Origin of the sequence: Mumia flava (genome assembly GCF_002797495.1) — a bacterium.
In the GTDB taxonomy this organism is placed as follows: domain Bacteria; phylum Actinomycetota; class Actinomycetes; order Propionibacteriales; family Nocardioidaceae; genus Mumia; species Mumia flava.
The window spans coordinates 123,428-138,741 of the sequence record NZ_PGEZ01000002.1 but is presented as its reverse complement, the minus strand read 5'-3'; the positions used below and the strand labels follow the sequence as shown (position 1 = coordinate 138,741).

At 70.3% G+C, this 15,314-nt stretch carries 16 protein-coding genes; 8 read left to right on the top strand and 8 right to left on the bottom strand.

The genetic code is table 11. The annotated features are described in order from the left end of the window. Window positions 1-11 precede the first annotated feature (11 nt). The gene (locus CLV56_RS14855) at window positions 12-674 is read left to right on the top strand and encodes an HAD family hydrolase (protein WP_039362237.1); all 663 of its coding nucleotides are present in this window, start codon (window positions 12-14) and stop codon (window positions 672-674) included. Window positions 675-680: 6 nt separating this feature from the next. On the opposite strand, the gene CLV56_RS14850 is transcribed toward CLV56_RS14855, so the two are convergent. From CLV56_RS14850 to CLV56_RS14840, 3 genes are all read right to left on the bottom strand, one after another. Further along, window positions 681-2,000: an MFS transporter gene (locus tag CLV56_RS14850; protein WP_211288158.1), complete on the bottom strand. Its 1,320-nt coding sequence runs from the start codon at window positions 1,998-2,000 to the stop codon at window positions 681-683. Beyond that, on the bottom strand, window positions 1,997-2,575 hold the full coding sequence (locus tag CLV56_RS14845) for an ArsR/SmtB family transcription factor (RefSeq protein WP_039362009.1): 579 nt from the start codon (window positions 2,573-2,575) through the stop codon (window positions 1,997-1,999). Before CLV56_RS14845 ends, CLV56_RS14850 begins: the two co-directional genes overlap by 4 nt. An 80-nt stretch (window positions 2,576-2,655) precedes the next feature. Beyond that, window positions 2,656-3,549 carry a RecB family exonuclease gene (locus CLV56_RS14840; protein ID WP_039362006.1) on the bottom strand — a complete coding sequence of 298 codons (894 nt, stop codon included), beginning with the start codon at window positions 3,547-3,549 and terminating at the stop codon, window positions 2,656-2,658. 64 nt (window positions 3,550-3,613) lie between these two features. On the opposite strand from CLV56_RS14840, the gene CLV56_RS14835 reads away from it, so the two are divergent. From CLV56_RS14835 to arc, 3 genes are all read left to right on the top strand, one after another. After that, window positions 3,614-4,750 (top strand): site-2 protease family protein, encoded by a 1,137-nt coding sequence (locus CLV56_RS14835; protein ID WP_245857954.1) that lies wholly within the window; start codon window positions 3,614-3,616, stop codon window positions 4,748-4,750. Window positions 4,751-4,820: 70 nt separating this feature from the next. Beyond that, entirely contained in the window at window positions 4,821-5,717 is an 897-nt protein-coding gene (locus CLV56_RS14830) for a tRNA (adenine-N1)-methyltransferase (RefSeq protein ID WP_039362000.1), read from the top strand. A gap of 177 nt (window positions 5,718-5,894) precedes the next feature. Further along, window positions 5,895-7,655 (top strand): proteasome ATPase, encoded by a 1,761-nt coding sequence (gene arc / locus CLV56_RS14825; protein WP_100415209.1) that lies wholly within the window; start codon window positions 5,895-5,897, stop codon window positions 7,653-7,655. Window positions 7,656-7,709: 54 nt separating this feature from the next. On the opposite strand, the gene CLV56_RS14820 is transcribed toward arc, so the two are convergent. The 3 genes from CLV56_RS14820 to CLV56_RS14810 form a co-directional block, all read right to left on the bottom strand. After that, window positions 7,710-8,057 (bottom strand): hypothetical protein, encoded by a 348-nt coding sequence (locus CLV56_RS14820; RefSeq protein WP_039361997.1) that lies wholly within the window; start codon window positions 8,055-8,057, stop codon window positions 7,710-7,712. Between the two features lie 59 nt (window positions 8,058-8,116). Then, window positions 8,117-8,965, bottom strand: coding sequence for a hypothetical protein (locus CLV56_RS20655; RefSeq protein ID WP_039361995.1), 849 nt, complete (start codon window positions 8,963-8,965; stop codon window positions 8,117-8,119). 303 nt (window positions 8,966-9,268) lie between these two features. Next, window positions 9,269-9,781, bottom strand: a complete 513-nt coding sequence (locus tag CLV56_RS14810) for an NUDIX domain-containing protein (RefSeq protein WP_211288157.1) — start codon at window positions 9,779-9,781, stop codon at window positions 9,269-9,271. Between the two features lie 50 nt (window positions 9,782-9,831). Here CLV56_RS14810 and dop point away from each other — a divergent pair, with 50 nt between their 5' ends. The 4 genes from dop (at window position 9,832) to prcA (ending at window position 13,424) form a co-directional block, all read left to right on the top strand. Next, entirely contained in the window at window positions 9,832-11,349 is a 1,518-nt protein-coding gene (gene dop, locus CLV56_RS14805) for a depupylase/deamidase Dop (protein WP_100415207.1), read from the top strand. Window positions 11,350-11,654: 305 nt separating this feature from the next. Further along, complete coding sequence (locus tag CLV56_RS14800) at window positions 11,655-11,864, top strand: ubiquitin-like protein Pup (RefSeq protein ID WP_039361988.1); 210 nt, start codon at window positions 11,655-11,657, stop codon at window positions 11,862-11,864. Next, entirely contained in the window at window positions 11,864-12,679 is an 816-nt protein-coding gene (prcB, locus tag CLV56_RS14795) for a proteasome subunit beta (RefSeq protein WP_100415484.1), read from the top strand. The genes CLV56_RS14800 and prcB overlap by 1 nt, the downstream gene beginning before the upstream one ends. A gap of 49 nt (window positions 12,680-12,728) precedes the next feature. After that, entirely contained in the window at window positions 12,729-13,424 is a 696-nt protein-coding gene (gene prcA, locus CLV56_RS14790) for a proteasome subunit alpha (protein ID WP_039361983.1), read from the top strand. A 26-nt stretch (window positions 13,425-13,450) separates the two neighbouring features. Here the strand turns inward: prcA and CLV56_RS14785 are convergent, their stop codons facing one another. Then, on the bottom strand, window positions 13,451-14,284 hold the full coding sequence (locus CLV56_RS14785) for an ABC transporter permease (protein WP_039361981.1): 834 nt from the start codon (window positions 14,282-14,284) through the stop codon (window positions 13,451-13,453). Next, the gene (locus CLV56_RS14780; protein ID WP_039361978.1) at window positions 14,281-15,276 is read right to left on the bottom strand and encodes a daunorubicin resistance protein DrrA family ABC transporter ATP-binding protein; all 996 of its coding nucleotides are present in this window, start codon (window positions 15,274-15,276) and stop codon (window positions 14,281-14,283) included. Before CLV56_RS14780 ends, CLV56_RS14785 begins: the two co-directional genes overlap by 4 nt. Window positions 15,277-15,314 lie beyond the last annotated feature (38 nt).

Genomic DNA, 15,314 nt, shown 5'->3' with positions numbered 1-15,314 from the left:
TCGCGGGTGGGCTGCCTGCGGCCGTCCTGTGGGACCTCGACGGGACGATCGTGGACACCGAGCCGGTGTGGCTGGCCAGCGAGCACGCCCTGGCCGCCCGGTACGGCGCGACCTGGACGGACGAGGACGGGTACGCCCTGGTCGGCAACGACCTGCTCGAGTCCGGGCGCGCGATCAAGCAGGTGATGGGCCTGGAGCTGTCGCCCGAGGAGATCGTCGTGCTGCTGGTCGCGGAGCTCGCCGAGCACATGCGCAGCGGAAGCCTCACCTGGCGGCCGGGCGCACCGGAGCTGCTCGCCGCACTGCACGAGGCCGGCGTCCCGCAGTGCCTCGTCACGATGTCGTACCGCTCGATCGCCGACGGGCTCGTCGACCGGCTCCCCGCGGGCACGTTCGACGCCGTCATCACCGGCGACGAGGTCAGCCACGGCAAGCCGCACCCGGAGCCGTACCTCGCCGCCGCGCGTGCCCTCGGGGTGGACCCGACGGCCTGCGTGGCGATCGAGGACTCCACGACCGGCACGCGCTCCGCCGCTGCGGCGGGGTGCGCGGTGCTCGCCGTGCCGAACCACGTCGAGATCGCCCCGGGAGATCGGATCTCGTTCACCGACACGCTCGCCGGGCTCGCGCCCGACGACCTGCTCCGGCTGACCGACGCGCCCCCGCTGGACTGATTCCGGCTAGGCCCGGGCGCTGGAGGTCGGCCCGTTCGCCCGCGCCTTCGCACGGGCGCGATCCATCTCCCGCCACTCGGGCCTCAGTCCGGCGAGCAGGGTGGCCACGGCGTACACCCCGCCGGCCACGAGCACCGTCGGGACGAACCCGACGCCGCTGATCGCCAGCCCGGCTGCCAGGCCGCCGACCGGCATGCCCGCCCAGGCCAAGGCGTCCACGAGCGCACCGACCCGGCCGTACAGCCGGCGGGGGACGCGCTCGAACAGCACGGCCGAGAGGATCGGGTTCACGAACCCGGCGCCGAACCCGGCGAGCGCCATCACCGCCAGCACGACGCCGAACGGCACGTCGAACGCCAGGACGACGATCCGCGGCGCTCCGGCGACCAGGAACCCGACCAGGAACACCTCGCGCCGCGGCATCCGATGGGCGAACGTCGCCGCCAGGATGCTGCCGACGACCGCAGCGGCGCCCATGGTCGTGAGCGCGGCACCGACGGCGGCCGCGCCGCCGCCCGTGTCGGACGCCCAGACGGGGAGGATCACCGAGGTCCACCCGACGTCCAGGAGGTTCGTGACCGTGATGAGCGCGGCGACCACCAGGATGAGCCGGTCGCTGCGCAGGAAGGCGAAGCCTTCGGCGAGCTGGCGCAGGTATCCCGCCTCGGCACGAGCGAGGTCCGCGGCCTCGGCGTCGCCCCGCTGCGGGCCGCCCATGCCCTTCGGGAGCGCGAGCGCGACGACCGCGGAGCCGAGCACGAACATGCCTGCGGTGACGCCCAGGCCGGCCAGCGGCCCGAACAGGCCGATGAAGGCGCCGCCGACCGCGGGACCGACAGTGCTCGCGAGCCGCTCCACCGTGCCCGACAGACCGGTCGCCCGCTCCAACGGGACGTGGGCCCGGTCGGCCGACTCCGGGACCATCACCTCCTTGGCGAGGTCGCCCGGTCCCCGAGCGGCACCGACCACGGCGACGAGACCCAGGAACAGCCCGAACGACAGCCCGCCGGCGACGTGCAGCACGGGGATCGCCGCCGCCGCGAGCGCGCTGACGAGGTCGGTGGTCCAGGACACCCGGCGACCACCGATCCGGTCGATCACGGGACCGCCGAGCGCCTTGACCAGGACGTACGGCGTCAGCTCGAACAGCGCGACCAGCCCGGTCTTCGTCGGGCTGCCCGTCGTGCTGAGGACGAACCAGGGGAGTGCGACCGCCGACACACGCGTGCCGGTGTGGGCGACCGCCATCGCGACCAGCAGCCCGACCATCGGCAGCCGGTGCTGGCCCGGGGGTGCGCCGGCCCGCGCAGCGACCCGCTCGCTCACGACCGATCACCCACGTCGAGGTCGGGGAGGACCTGGAGGTCGAACGAGACCATCTCGGCGTCCGGTCCGGCCTCGGACTCGGGGTGCTGGCGCACGTACTCCTCGGCGACGGCGTGCAGCCGCTCGGTGAGCTCCTCGGTCTGCGCCGGCGTCAGGCGGGCGCGGAAGTCGCTGAGGTCGGTCACGCTGCGCCACTCGGGCGGCATCGCCGAGCGGGCGCCGAGGACCTGCTGGATCCGCAGCGTGATGGCGGTGGCGATCGACCGGAGGTACGCGTCGAGCGCGTCGGGGTCGTCCTCGTCCAAGGTGCGGGTGTCGGCGACGGTGACGTCGTGCGCGGCCTTCCACCAGCGTTCACGGGCGTTGCCCCGCTCGGGTACGTCCACGACGAGGCCGGCGGCGGCCAGCTGGCGGACGTGGTAGCTGACGGCGGCGGAGCTGACGCCCAGGCGCTCGGCGAGCTGGGTCGCGGTCGAGGGCCCGAACCGTCGCAGCGTGCCGACGACCTGGACGCGCAGGGGGTGCGCGAGGGCCTTGAGAGTGCGGGCGTCGAGAACGATCGGCGTCATGCTCATGCCGCCACCGTACGACTGCAAAGGCTTCTTTGCAAAGAAACCTTTGCAAAGAAACCTTTGCAAAGACTTCACGCCGAGGGTCAGTCGACGTCGGTCGTGCTCTCCGCCGGTGACGCCGGCGCCGGCGCGATCGGCAGCCCGACCGCGCCCTCGGGCAGCGGCGGGGGAGTCCCGCCCCACTCGGGACACCGCGCCTGATGGTCGCACCAACCGCAGAGCGGCCCCTTCGAGGCCCGCCACGTGCCCGTCTCGGCCGCACGAGCGATCGCATCCCACAAGGCACGCAGCTTGCGCTCCGTCGCCCGCAGATCGGCTTCGTCCGGCTCGTAGCGGAGGATCTCCTCGTTGCCGAGATACATCAGCTGGAGGAGGGACGGGAGCACCCCGCGGGTGCGCCAGAGCACGAGCGCGTAGAACTTCATCTGGAAGAGCGCCTTGGCCTCGAACACCTCCCGCGGCGCACGACCGGTCTTGTAGTCCACGACCCGGACACGACCGTCCGGAGCCACGTCGACCCGGTCCACGAAGCCGCGCAGCAGGAGACCGCCGTCCAGCACGGTCTCGACGTACAGCTCGCGCTCGGCCGGCTCGAGCCGGCGCGGATCCTCGAGCGCGAAGTACGACGCCAGGAGGCCCTCGGCGCTGCTCAACCACTCCGCCAGCGCCTCGTCACCGGTGAAGAGCGCCGCCAGCTCCGGCTCGGACACGAGCAGGTCCTCCCACGCGGGGCCGAGCATCGCCCGGGCGCGCTCCACCGTCCGCTCCGCCGCCGGGACGTCGTACAGGTCCTCGAGGACGGCGTGCACCAGGGTGCCTCGGACCGCGGCGGGACTCGGCTCCTCCGGGATCCGGTCGATCACGCGGAAGCGGTAGAGCAGCGGGCAGGTCATGAAGTCGCCGGCCCTGCTCGGCGACAGCGCACCCACCACGTCGACGCCGTCGACCTCGGTCCGCTCGATCTGCTCCGTCCTCATGGCACACCACCCTAGGGGCCGACACCGACGATTCCGTTGCACGCGACCCGATAGCGTGGACGTCGTGAGCGCCTCCGAGCCCCCGCCGCGTCCCTCCCGCCCGCCCGGCACCTTCCGGATCGGCGAGGTCGGGGGCGTCGACGTCCTCGTGCGGTCGTCGTGGCTGCTCGTGGCGGTGCTGATCGCCTTCGTGCTCGGCCCGACGATCGAGACGATCGCCCCCGGCCTGGGCATCCTCACGTACGTCGCCGGGCTCGCCTTCGCGATCCTCCTCTACCTCTCGGTGCTGCTGCACGAGATCTCCCACGCGCTCGCCGCGAAGCGGTTCGGGTACGACGTGCGCTCGGTCACCCTGAACTTCCTGGGCGGCGTCACCGAGATCGCCGGCGAGCCCGACACGCCCGGCCGGGAGTTCTGGATCGCGATCGTCGGGCCGCTCACCTCGCTCGCCGTCGGCGGGGCCGCCTGGCTGGCCTCGCTCGTGATGCCCGACGGGCTGCTGCTCTTCGCGTTCGTCGCGCTCGCCGTCGCGAACGGCGTGGTGGGCGTCCTCAACCTCCTCCCGGGCCTTCCGCTCGACGGCGGTCGTGTCTTCCGCGCGATCGTCTGGAAGATCACCGGCAACGAGCACACGGGGAGCCTCGCCGCCGGGCTCGGCGGCCGGGTGATCGCGCTGCTCGCCCTCGCGTTCCCGTTCATCGCCCGCGAGCTCCTCGGCTGGCAGATCAGCATCCTCGACTACCTGATCGCGTTCGTGGTCGCGATGTTCCTGTGGACCGGGGCGTCGCAGTCGATCATGGCGGCGCGGATCCGGCGCCGGCTGCCCGCGCTCACCGCCCGCGGGCTGGCCCGCCGGGTCGTCGAGGTGGCCCGCGACACACCGGTCGCGCGGGCGGTCGACGAGGCCCGGCTCGCCGGCGCCGGCGCCATCGCGGTGATCGGCCGCACCGGCGTCGACGGCCTGGTCGACGAGCGTGCCGTCCTCGCCACGCCGGAGGAACGACGCCCGTGGGTGCCGATCGGCAGCCTGGCCCGTAGCCTGACACCGCAGATGGTGCTGCCGGTCGACCTCAGCGGGGAAGCCCTGATCCGGGCGCTGCAGGCCGCGCCGGCACCGCAGTACCTCGTCGTCGACGGCGACCGCACGTACGGCGTGCTGGTCACCGCTGACGTCGACCGTGCCTTCGCGGCCACACGTTGAACGAGACCGGGTACGACACGAGGCGCCTGCGGCACGAGCACCCGTACCGAACCGAGCTGAAGGGCAAGAGATGGACGAGCGGCTGTCCGGCGTGCGCCGCGGGCCGATGGCGGCCGGCGACTGGGTCCGGCTGACCGATGCCAAGGGCCGGCGGCACAACATCTGCCTGGAGCCGGGCAAGAAGTTCTTCACCAAGCTCGGGGAGATCGCCCACGACGAGCTGATCGGGAGCCCCGAGGGCATCGTGGTGGAGTCCTCGCTCGGCGGGCAGTACCAGGTGTTCCGCCCGCTCATGTTCGAGTACACCTCGTCGATGCCGCGCGGCGCCGCGGTGATCTATCCCAAGGACGCCGCTCAGATCCTGACCTTCGCGGACATCTTCCCGGGCGCGCGGGTGCTGGAGGCCGGTGCCGGGTCGGGTGCGCTCACCACGTACCTCCTGCGCGCGGTCGGCGAGAGCGGTCTCGTCTCGTCCTACGAGCAGCGCGAGGACTTCGCGGCGATCGCCGAGCGCAACGTGCACCAGTTCTTCTCCGGCCCGCACCCGGCGTGGCGGCTCACCGTCGGCGAGCTCGGCGAGGCGGTCGTGGACGAGGAGGTCGACCGGATGGTCCTCGACATGGTCGACCCGTGGGTCCACGTCGACCTGGCCGGGCGCCTGCTCGCCCCCGGCGGCATCCTGTGCGTCTACGTGGCGACCACGACGCAGATGTCGCGCGTGGTCGAGACGCTGCGGGCGCACGGCGAGTTCGCCGAGCCGGCGGCGTGGGAGACCATGCAGCGCGGCTGGCACCTCGAGGGTCTGGCAGTCCGTCCGGAGCACTCGATGAACGCCCACACGGCCTTCCTCGTGACCGCCCGCAGGATGGCGCCGGGCCAGCGCGCGTTGGCCAAGAAGCGTCGCCCGGCACCCGGCGCGTACGGCCCGGACTACGCCGGACCGCGCCCCGCCGATCTCACGGAGTGAGCGCGATCACGGCGGCGGAGCCGTGGATCTGGTCTCATTCCGATAACCCCGCCGCGACACCGGCAACCTGACGCCCCGTCCGGGTAGGGTCACTGATGAGGAGCCAACACGCCGCCGCACCACGAGACCGGTCGGCAACCGGGCGAGGGGTGTGGTGGCCTTCGCGGGAGGTGCGACATGAGCGACTTCGACCAGACCGACCGGCGTCCGCCTGAGACCGAGCAGACCGTCCTTCAGCAGCAGGCCGAGATCGACTACCTGCGCGCGGAGGTCGAGCACCTCCGCCGTCGCACGGCCGGCGCCGGCGCCGACTCCGAGGTCGACCGCCGGCTCGCCGAGACCGAGTCGCGGCTCGCCGCCGTCAGCGCCCAGAACGCCCGGCTCGGTGACACCCTCCGCGAGGCCCGTGACCAGATCGTCTCCCTCAAGGAAGAGGTCGACCGGCTGGCGCAGCCGCCGACGGGATTCGGCACCTTCATCCAGCACAACGACGACGACACGGTCGACATCTTCACCGGCGGCCGCAAGCTGCGGGTCAACGTCAGCCCGACGGTCGAGGTCGAGGATCTCCAGCGCGGCCAGGAGGTGATCCTCAACGAGGCCCTCAACGTCGTCGCCGCCCTGGAGTACGAGCAGGTCGGCGAGGTCGTGATGCTCAAGGAGGTGCTGGCCGACGGCGACCGCGTGCTCGTGATCGGCAACGCCGACGAGGAGCGGATCGCCCGGATCGCCGACTCGCTGCGCGACACGAAGATCCGGGCCGGCGACTCGCTGCTGCTCGACTCCCGTGCCGGCTACGTGTACGAGCGGGTGCCCAAGAGCGAGGTCGAGGAGCTGATCCTCGAAGAGGTCCCGGACATCGACTACCTGAGCATCGGTGGTCTCCAGGGCCAGATCGAGTCGATCCGCGACGCGGTCGAGCTCCCGTACCTCTACCCGGAGATCTTCATCGAGCACGAGCTCAAGCCCCCGAAGGGCGTCCTCCTGTACGGCCCGCCGGGCTGCGGCAAGACCCTGATCGCGAAGGCCGTCGCGAGCTCGCTGGCGAAGAAGGTCTCGGACAAGACGGGGGAGGAGGGCCGCTCGTACTTCCTCAACATCAAGGGCCCCGAGCTCCTGAACAAGTACGTCGGCGAGACCGAGCGGCACATCCGCCTGGTGTTCCAGCGGGCGCGGGAGAAGGCCAGCGAGGGCACGCCGGTGATCGTGTTCTTCGACGAGATGGACTCGCTGTTCCGCACCCGCGGCTCCGGCGTGTCGTCCGACGTCGAGAACACCATCGTCCCGCAGCTGCTGAGCGAGATCGACGGCGTGGAGGGCCTGGAGAACGTCCTGGTGATCGGCGCCTCCAACCGCGAGGACATGATCGACCCGGCGATCCTGCGCCCGGGCCGCCTGGACGTGAAGATCAAGATCGAGCGGCCCGACGCCGAGGGCGCCCGGGACATCTTCAGCAAGTACCTGACGGCCAACCTGCCGCTGCACGCCGACGACCTGTCGGAGTTCAACGGCGACAAGGACGCCTGCGTGGCGGCGATGATCCAGCGGACCGTCGAGCGGATGTACGCCGAGTCCGAGGACAACCGCTTCCTCGAGGTCACGTACGCCAACGGCGACAAGGAGGTCCTGTACTTCAAGGACTTCAACTCCGGCGCCATGATCCAGAACATCGTCGACCGGGCGAAGAAGATGGCGATCAAGGACTTCCTCGACGCCCAGCAGCGCGGCCTGCGGGTGCAGCACCTGCTCCAGGCGTGCCTGGACGAGTTCAAGGAGAACGAGGACCTCCCGAACACCACGAACCCGGACGACTGGGCCCGGATCTCCGGCAAGAAGGGCGAGCGGATCGTGTTCATCCGCACGCTCGTCTCCGGCAAGCAGGGCTCGGAGCCCGGTCGGTCGATCGACACGGTCGCCAACACGGGTCAGTACCTCTAGCTACGCCCAGTACTCCCGAGGGTGGCTCGCAACAAGTAGACGCCGCCGTCGCGGCTAGCGCGACGGCGGCGCCGCGCTCGAACCGAAGTCTGGGTGCTGGCCATCCTGCGAGGGGACGAGCCGGGTTCCAGCCAGGACCACGTAGCGATGGTCGTACGGTTCCTCGTTTGACCCGATGAATTCGACGACCTCGTCGAGAAACCACTGCGGCAGGTGAGGCACCTCAGCTCCAGAGCCTGTCCGCACGATGTCGTTCACGAAGCCATCCCGCAAGAGTTCGGGAGACATCTGGAATCGTCGTCCGGTGCTCTCCGCGGGTTGGCGAAAATCGAACCCGTTGGCGTCGATCGCGTCCACAACGCCGTAGCGACGCACCTCGGCCAGCAACTCCTGCCACAACACGTCAGCTGGTGCGACCGACCGATCCGGGTCAGCCAGTTCGCCCTCAGATCCCGAGTCGCTCAAAACGCGTCGCCCGAGCAGTAGGCGCTCTTCCGGGGGAACGACGTCATAATCCGGACGCCCGTCTTTCCGAGGATGACGATCACGCGCCGCTTGACGGTGTTCCCCGACAGGTCAACGAACGTGAACTGCTTCTGATAGCAGAACCTATTGGCATTCTGCACCGTTCGCTTCCCGGGTTCGGACATCACCCACCGAATGGCCCAGTGCATCCAATGACCCCACGTCGATCCTTGCCACGACGCCAGCTTCGCGAACTGGGACTTGTGGTACGCACGGATATGCCGGATGCCGAAGGCGGCTTCCGACACGGGGTTCATGCTCTCGCGATCCTTCTTGCCGCAGTACATGCGGGCGTAGGTGCGCTCCATACGAGAGTGTGCCTTTGCTCGCGGATAGTCCTTGACCACGCTGTAGCGGCTCTCTCCACTTGTGCAGACGCCGTCCCACCACGTGCCCGATGCGGCAGCTGTGGTCATCGTGCCGCCGCCGTTCGACCGTGGGCTGTAGGTGATCGGAGCCTCGAAGTACACAGGGGTGCCGCCGCTCTCGACATACGAACGCAGACCAGGCCTCTGGAAACTGCCCGGCAGCACGACGTCCTCCGCTGGGTCGTACGCCGGCTCGTCACTCGAGATGGTGTCCGACTCGGTCGGCGCACTCGACTCGACGTGCAGTGTGGCCGGTTCTGCCCATTCCTTGTCGGTATGCCCGTTCGGGAAGCCGGGTGTGGAACCCGAATCAGCCAACGCTGGGGACACCGCAGTGGTACCAACCAGCGCGACGCAACAGACTGCTTGCAAGGACGATCCGTCGACCTTCCACCATCTGACTCCTTCGATCCTCATCTCCAAGAGAGGACGGCTATTCCATCCTCTCGACGGAGTGCCCGCCTGCCGAATCCGCTCGATCCGAACGAAGCAAGTCGGTGGCCGCCCACAGTCTGGCCAATCGCCAGATGTGGTGCGCGTCACAGAAATTAGCGACTGCGTGGGCACCTGGCAAGTCGGCGATATCGATCGGTGGGTAGCACCCGGGATCACGGCGAGCCGTGGTTGCGGTATGCGCGACCCGCCGTTCCCAGCTCGCTCGTTCAGCTACTACGCCGACTCACCCGCCCCCGTCTTCCCCGGCAGGCGCCTGCGCTGAACTCAGCGACCGACGAGGCGCTCCCGCAGCCAGGGGCCGGCGATCGCGCGGGAGTCTGGCACGCACGGCCACTGCGGGTCGTCGAGCAGCGCGACGACCCGCTCGAGCGGCATCCAGTCGCCCCACGCGACCTCCTCCGGCTGCCAGCGGATCGGCCCGTCCCACCCCTCGACGAGATACCCGAACGCCTCGTACGACGTGTGGGCGTCGGTGTAGCGGCTGGTGAAGACCGGCACGAGCTCCGCGCCGATCACGCCGAGCTCCTCGGCCACCTCGCGCGCGGCGCCGTCGCCTGGGTCCTCGCCCGCGAGCAGGACGCCGCCGGCGCAGACGTCGTACATCCCGGGGAAGACGTCCTTCGTGTCCGACCGGCGGTGGACGTAGACCCGTCCGGCCGGGTCCGTCACGACGATCGCGGTCGCGCCGTGGTGCAGGTTCTCGGCCCGCACCCGCGAGCGCGGAGCCTCCCCGGCAGGGCGGCCGTCCGGCCCGTACAGCGCCACGATCTCGTCCACGCCGATCATCGTGCCAGGGGAGCGTCGGGCGCACTGGCTAGGGTGAACCCATGACGGTACGACGGGTGATGGGGTCCGAGGTCGAGTACGGCATCTCCGTCAAGGGACAGCCGACGGCCAACCAGATGGTCGCGTCCACGCAGGTCGTCAACGCGTACGCGAGCGCGAACGGCCTGACCCGCCGAGCCCGCTGGGACTTCGAGGAGGAGAACCCTCTGCGCGACGCGCGCGGGTTCGACCTGAGCCGCGACCGGGCCGATCCCACGCAGCTGACCGACGAGGACCTCGGTCTCGCGAACGTCATCCTGACGAACGGCGCCCGGCTCTACGTCGACCACGCCCACCCGGAGTTCTCGACGCCGGAGTGCACGAACCCGCGCGACGTCGTGCTGTGGGAGAAGGCGGGCGAGCTCGTGATGCAGCGCGGCGCCGACCTCGCGAGCCAGATCCCGGGGGCTCCGGGCCTGCTGCTCTACAAGAACAACGTCGACAACAAGGGCGCGTCGTACGGCGCCCACGAGAACTACCTGATGCGACGCGACGTGCCGTTCGGTGCGATCGTCGAGCACCTCACGCCCTTCTTCGTCTCCCGGCAAGTCGTGTGCGGCGCCGGCCGGGTCGGTCGCCAGCAGGACGGGTCGGAGCACGGCTTCCAGATCAGCCAGCGCGCCGACTACTTCGAGGTCGGCGTCGGGCTGGAGACGACGCTCAAGCGGCCGATCATCAACACCCGCGACGAGCCGCACGCCGACCCGTCGAAGTACCGCCGTCTGCACGTGATCATCGGCGACGCGTCGATGTCGGAGATCGCTGCGTACCTCAAGCTCGGGACGACCTCGCTCGTGCTCGCGATGATCGAGGCCGGGTTCCTGGAGTCCGGCCTCGAGCTCGCGCAGCCGGTCCGCGCGCTGCACGCGATCTCGCACGACCCGTCGTTGGCCACGCTGGTGGAGCTGGCCGACGGGCGGCGGTTCAGCGGTCTGGACCTGCAGTGGGCGTACCTCGAGCGCGCGCAGGCGTTCATCGAGGCGGGGCACGACGGTGAGGACCTCACCGCAGGGCAGACCAAGGACGTGCTCGACCGCTGGGAGTCGGTGCTCACCAGGCTCGGCGACGACCCGATGAGCCTGCGCGACGAGCTGGACTGGGTGGCGAAGCTGTCGCTGCTGGAGTCGTACCGCCAGCGCGACGGCCTCGACTGGGACGACGCCAAGCTGCATCTGGTCGACCTCCAGTACGCGGACCTGCGCCCGGAGCGAGGGCTCTACCACCGGCTCGTCCGCTCGGGTCGGATGAAGCGGCTGCTGAGCGACACCGAGATCGAGCGGGCCGTCACGCAGCCGCCCGAGGACACGCGCGCGTACTTCCGCGGCCAGTGCCTGGCGCACTTCCCGGACTCCGTCGCCGCGGCCTCCTGGGACTCCGTGATCTTCGACCTGCCGGGCCGCGAGTCGCTCCAGCGGATCCCGACGATGGAGCCGCTGCGCGGGACGCGCGAGCACGTCGGGTCGCTGTTCGACCAGCACGACTCCGCGCAGAGTCTGTTCGACGCGCTGACCGGTCGTTGACGGCGTGCGAGGTCCCGTTCCACCTCCTGGACGCGAGGGCGGTGGCGTGCGACGTCGACGAGCTGGGGCTCGAGCAGCGCTCCGCCTCGGCGTCGATGGCCTTGGACGCCGCCGAGCGGGCTCTACCGGCCGGATCAGCCCCGACCGCACCAGCACGAGGCCGATGGGCGCCGCCCGGGTTACGGCGCCGTAACGACTCGTGACGGCGCGTCATCGTGCGTGGCCGGACGGGCTCGTCGGTATAGGGTCGGGTCCACGGCCCCCGCCCGCTCGGGAGCACCGGGGGTCCGACCGAGGAGGTTGTGATGGCACGCGACGGCGGACAGCAGCACAAGACCACCCGCAAGAGCAGCGAGACCGACGACGAGACGGCGGTCGAGCCCGACGAATCGGTCGCCGAGCGCAAGGAGAAGCTCGACGACGACATCGACTCGATCCTCGACGAGATCGACGACGTCCTCGAGGAGAACGCCGAGGAGTTCGTGCGCAGCTTCGTGCAGAAGGGCGGGCAGTGATGCTCCCAGAGGCCTTCCTGACGGCAGGATCGTCCTCGTTCACCGAGTTCCTCGCCCGGCACCAGCCGGAGCTGCTCCCGTCCTCGCGGCTCGCCGACGGCGTGCTGTCGGACCACGTCGCGCATGCGACGACGATCGTCGCGGCCACGTTTCCCGGCGGCGTCGTCATGGCCGGTGACCGCCGGGCGACAATGGGCAACGTGATCGCCCAGCGCGACATCCAGAAGGTGTTCCCCGCCGACGAGTTCTCGGCCGTCGGCATCGCCGGCACCGCCGGGATCGCAGTCGAGCTGACGCGGTTGTTCCAGCTCGAGCTGGAGCACTACGAGAAGATCGAGGGCACCCCGCTCTCGACCGACGGCAAGGCCAACCGCCTGGCGACCCTGATCCGCGGCAACCTCGCGATGGCGATGCAGGGACTGGCGGTCGTCCCGCTGTTCGCGGCGTACGACACCGAGGCCGGCGCGGGCCGGATCTTCGTCTTCGACGTGACCGGCAACCGCAACGAGGAGCGGTCGTTCCACTCGGTCGGATCGGGCTCGACGTTCGCGCGCGGCTCGCTGAAGAAGCTCTACCGCGACGACCTCTCCGAGGACGACACGGTCACCGCCTGCATCCAGGCCCTCTACGACGCGGCGGACGACGACTCGGCCACGGGCGGCCCGGACCTGACGCGCCGGATCTTCCCGATGGTCGCCGTGATCACCGGCGACGGCTACCGTGCCTACTCCGACGACGCCACTGCGGCGATCGCCGACCGGGTCATCGGTGGCCGGATGACCCGACCCGACGGGCCGTCCGCGCCGGTCGAGTAGCCCGGCACGTGCAGCACCCCGACCAGTTCCGCCGAGGAGAGGATCGACGTTGAGCGCAGGGTTCTACGTCTCGCCCGAGCAGCTGATGAAGGACCGCGCGGACTTCGCGCGGAAGGGGATCGCCCGCGGCCGCAGCGTCGTGGTCGTCCAGTACGCCGACGGGATCCTGTTCGTCGCCGAGAACCAGTCGCAGGCACTGCACAAGATCAGCGAGATCTACGACCGGATCGCCTTCGCCGCCGTCGGCCGGTACAACGAGTTCGAGAACCTGCGGATCGCCGGTGTGCGGCTCGCGGACCTGCGTGGCTACTCCTACGACCGCAGCGACGTCACCGGCCGCGGCCTCGCCAACGCGTACGCCCAGACGCTCGGGACGATCTTCTCGTCGGGCGCGGAGAAGCCGTACGAGGTCGAGATCTTCGTCGCCGAGGTCGGCGCGACCGCAGACGCGGACCAGATCTATCGATTGACCTACGACGGCTCGGTCGCCGACATCCAGGGTCACGCGGTGATGGGTGGCCAGGCGGAGGCGACGGAGGCCTACCTCTCGGAGCACTTCGAAACCGGTCTCGGCCTGGACGCGGCGATCGCCCTGGCGGCGAAGGCCCTCGGCCACGACGAGACCACCCCGCGGACGATCGATGCGGACGCGCTCGAGGTGGCGGTCCTCGACCGGACGCGCGCGCTGCCGCGCAAGTTCAAGCGCCTGACCTCAGGCCGCGTGCGCGACGCGCTCGCAGCCTGAGGTCGGCCTCGCCCGTACGTCCGGCCTCAGCGACGCTTGCCGAACCGGCTCATGGTCAGCGGCGCGAAGATCGCTGTGATCACGGCGGCGGCGACCAGCGTCCACATCACCTCGTCGCCGACCGCGTCGCCGGCCATCAGACCGCGCACGGCATAGACGACGTGGGAGATCGGGTTGATCTCGACGAACACCTGCAGCCACCCCGGCATCGTCTCGGGGTCCACGAAGACCGGGCTGAGGAAGGCCGCCGGGAAGAGGATCATCATGCTGATCCCCATCACGGACTGCGGACTGCGGGCGAGCAGACCGAGGAACGTCCAGATCCACGAGAACCCGAAGCAGAACACCATGAGCAGCGCGACGCCGGCCACGACGCCCGGCAGGCCACCGTCCGGTCGGTAGCCGAGCACGAGACCGAGCACGACCACGAAGACCGACGCCAGCGTGTAGCGAACCGCGTCTCCGAGCAGCGCACCGACCAGCGCCGACGGACGCCACACCGGCAGCGTCCGGATGCGGTCGTACACGCCCTTCTCGATGTCGGTGTTCAAGGCGACGCCGGTGTACATCGTGATCATCACGATCGTCTGCACGAGGATCCCGGGCAGCACGTACTGGAGGTACGCGTCGGTGGAGCCGGCGATCGCGCCGCCGAACAGGTAGGTGAACAGCAGGACGGACATCACCGGGAACAGCGTGACGTCGAACAGCTGCTCCGGCACGTGCTTGATCCGCAGGATCGCCCGCCACCCGAACGCGAGCGAGGTGGTGACGCCGCCGGGCCTGCTGGGTCGCGGACCGGCCGCGAGGACCGAGTCGAGCTTGTCCGCCGTCGTCTGCGGTGTCGCTGTGGTGGTCATGCTCGCACTCCTTCGTGCTCCGCTTCCGGCTCCTCGGCGGCGTCCTCGGCCGACCGTCCGGTCAGGGAGAGGAACACCTCGTCGAGGGTGGGCTGTCCGTAGCTGAAGCCGGCCAGCTCGACGCCGTCGGCCGACAGCGTCGCGAGCGCCGGTGGAACCTTCGTCCGGTCGTCCACCCGGGCGACCACGTCGGCCGGGTCGGACCCGGCGAAGACCTCCTCGCCGAACGCGCGGGTCAGAACGTCGATCGCACGGGCCTGGTCGCCGGGGTCGTGCAGATGGACGTGCAACGACCCGGACCCCACGGAGGCCTTGAGCTGGCTGCTCGTGCCCTCGGCGATCACCCGCCCCGAGTCGATCACCGCGATCCGCTCCGCCAGCTGGTCGGCCTCGTCGAGGTACTGCGTCGTCAGCAGCACGGTCGTCCCGCGCGCGGTCAGCGCACGGACGATCTCCCAGACCTGGTTGCGGCTGCGAGGATCGAGGCCGGTCGTGGGCTCGTCGAGGAAGAGCAGCTGGGGCGTGACGACGATGCTCGCGGCGATGTCGAGCCGTCTGCGCATCCCGCCCGAGTAGCGCTTCACCTGCTTGTTGGCGGCGTCGGTCAGGTCGAACGCCTCCAGCAGGTCGTCGCACCGCTGCCGCGCCTGTGCCCGGGAGAACCCGAGGACACGCCCGAGGAGCAGGAGGTTCTCGCGGCCCGTCAGGTCCTCGTCGACCGAGGAGTACTGTCCCGTCAGGCTGACGACGCTGCGGACGCCGTCGGGATCGCTCTCCACGTCGTGGCCGAGGACGCGGGCGCTGCCGCCGTCGGGCCGCAGGAGCGTGGCCAGCATCTGGATCGTGGTCGTCTTCCCGGCGCCGTTGGGGCCCAGGAACCCGTACACACCGCCCTGCGGCACCACCAGGTCGATCCCGTCGACCGCACGTTTGTCGCCGAAGGTCTTCACCAGACCCTCGGTCTCGATCGCGGGACCCGCGCTCGTCAGCATGGTGCCTCCCCAGGCTCTCGCACACCGTCTCGGACTCT

Excerpts from the sequence above, each read along its gene's own strand:
- CLV56_RS14845 (WP_039362009.1), bottom strand. The coding sequence starts at position 2,575 with ATGAGCATGACGCCGATCGTTCTCGACGCCCGCACTCTCAAGGCCCTC.
- CLV56_RS14840 (WP_039362006.1), bottom strand. The coding sequence starts at position 3,549 with ATGAGGACGGAGCAGATCGAGCGGACCGAGGTCGACGGCGTCGACGTG.
- CLV56_RS14830 (WP_039362000.1), top strand. The coding sequence starts at position 4,821 with ATGGACGAGCGGCTGTCCGGCGTGCGCCGCGGGCCGATGGCGGCCGGC.
- arc (WP_100415209.1), top strand. The coding sequence starts at position 5,895 with ATGAGCGACTTCGACCAGACCGACCGGCGTCCGCCTGAGACCGAGCAG.
- CLV56_RS20655 (WP_039361995.1), bottom strand. The coding sequence starts at position 8,965 with ATGAGGATCGAAGGAGTCAGATGGTGGAAGGTCGACGGATCGTCCTTG.
- dop (WP_100415207.1), top strand. The coding sequence starts at position 9,832 with ATGACGGTACGACGGGTGATGGGGTCCGAGGTCGAGTACGGCATCTCC.
- CLV56_RS14800 (WP_039361988.1), top strand. The coding sequence starts at position 11,655 with ATGGCACGCGACGGCGGACAGCAGCACAAGACCACCCGCAAGAGCAGC.
- prcB (WP_100415484.1), top strand. The coding sequence starts at position 11,864 with ATGCTCCCAGAGGCCTTCCTGACGGCAGGATCGTCCTCGTTCACCGAG.
- CLV56_RS14785 (WP_039361981.1), bottom strand. The coding sequence starts at position 14,284 with ATGACCACCACAGCGACACCGCAGACGACGGCGGACAAGCTCGACTCG.
- CLV56_RS14780 (WP_039361978.1), bottom strand. The coding sequence starts at position 15,276 with ATGCTGACGAGCGCGGGTCCCGCGATCGAGACCGAGGGTCTGGTGAAG.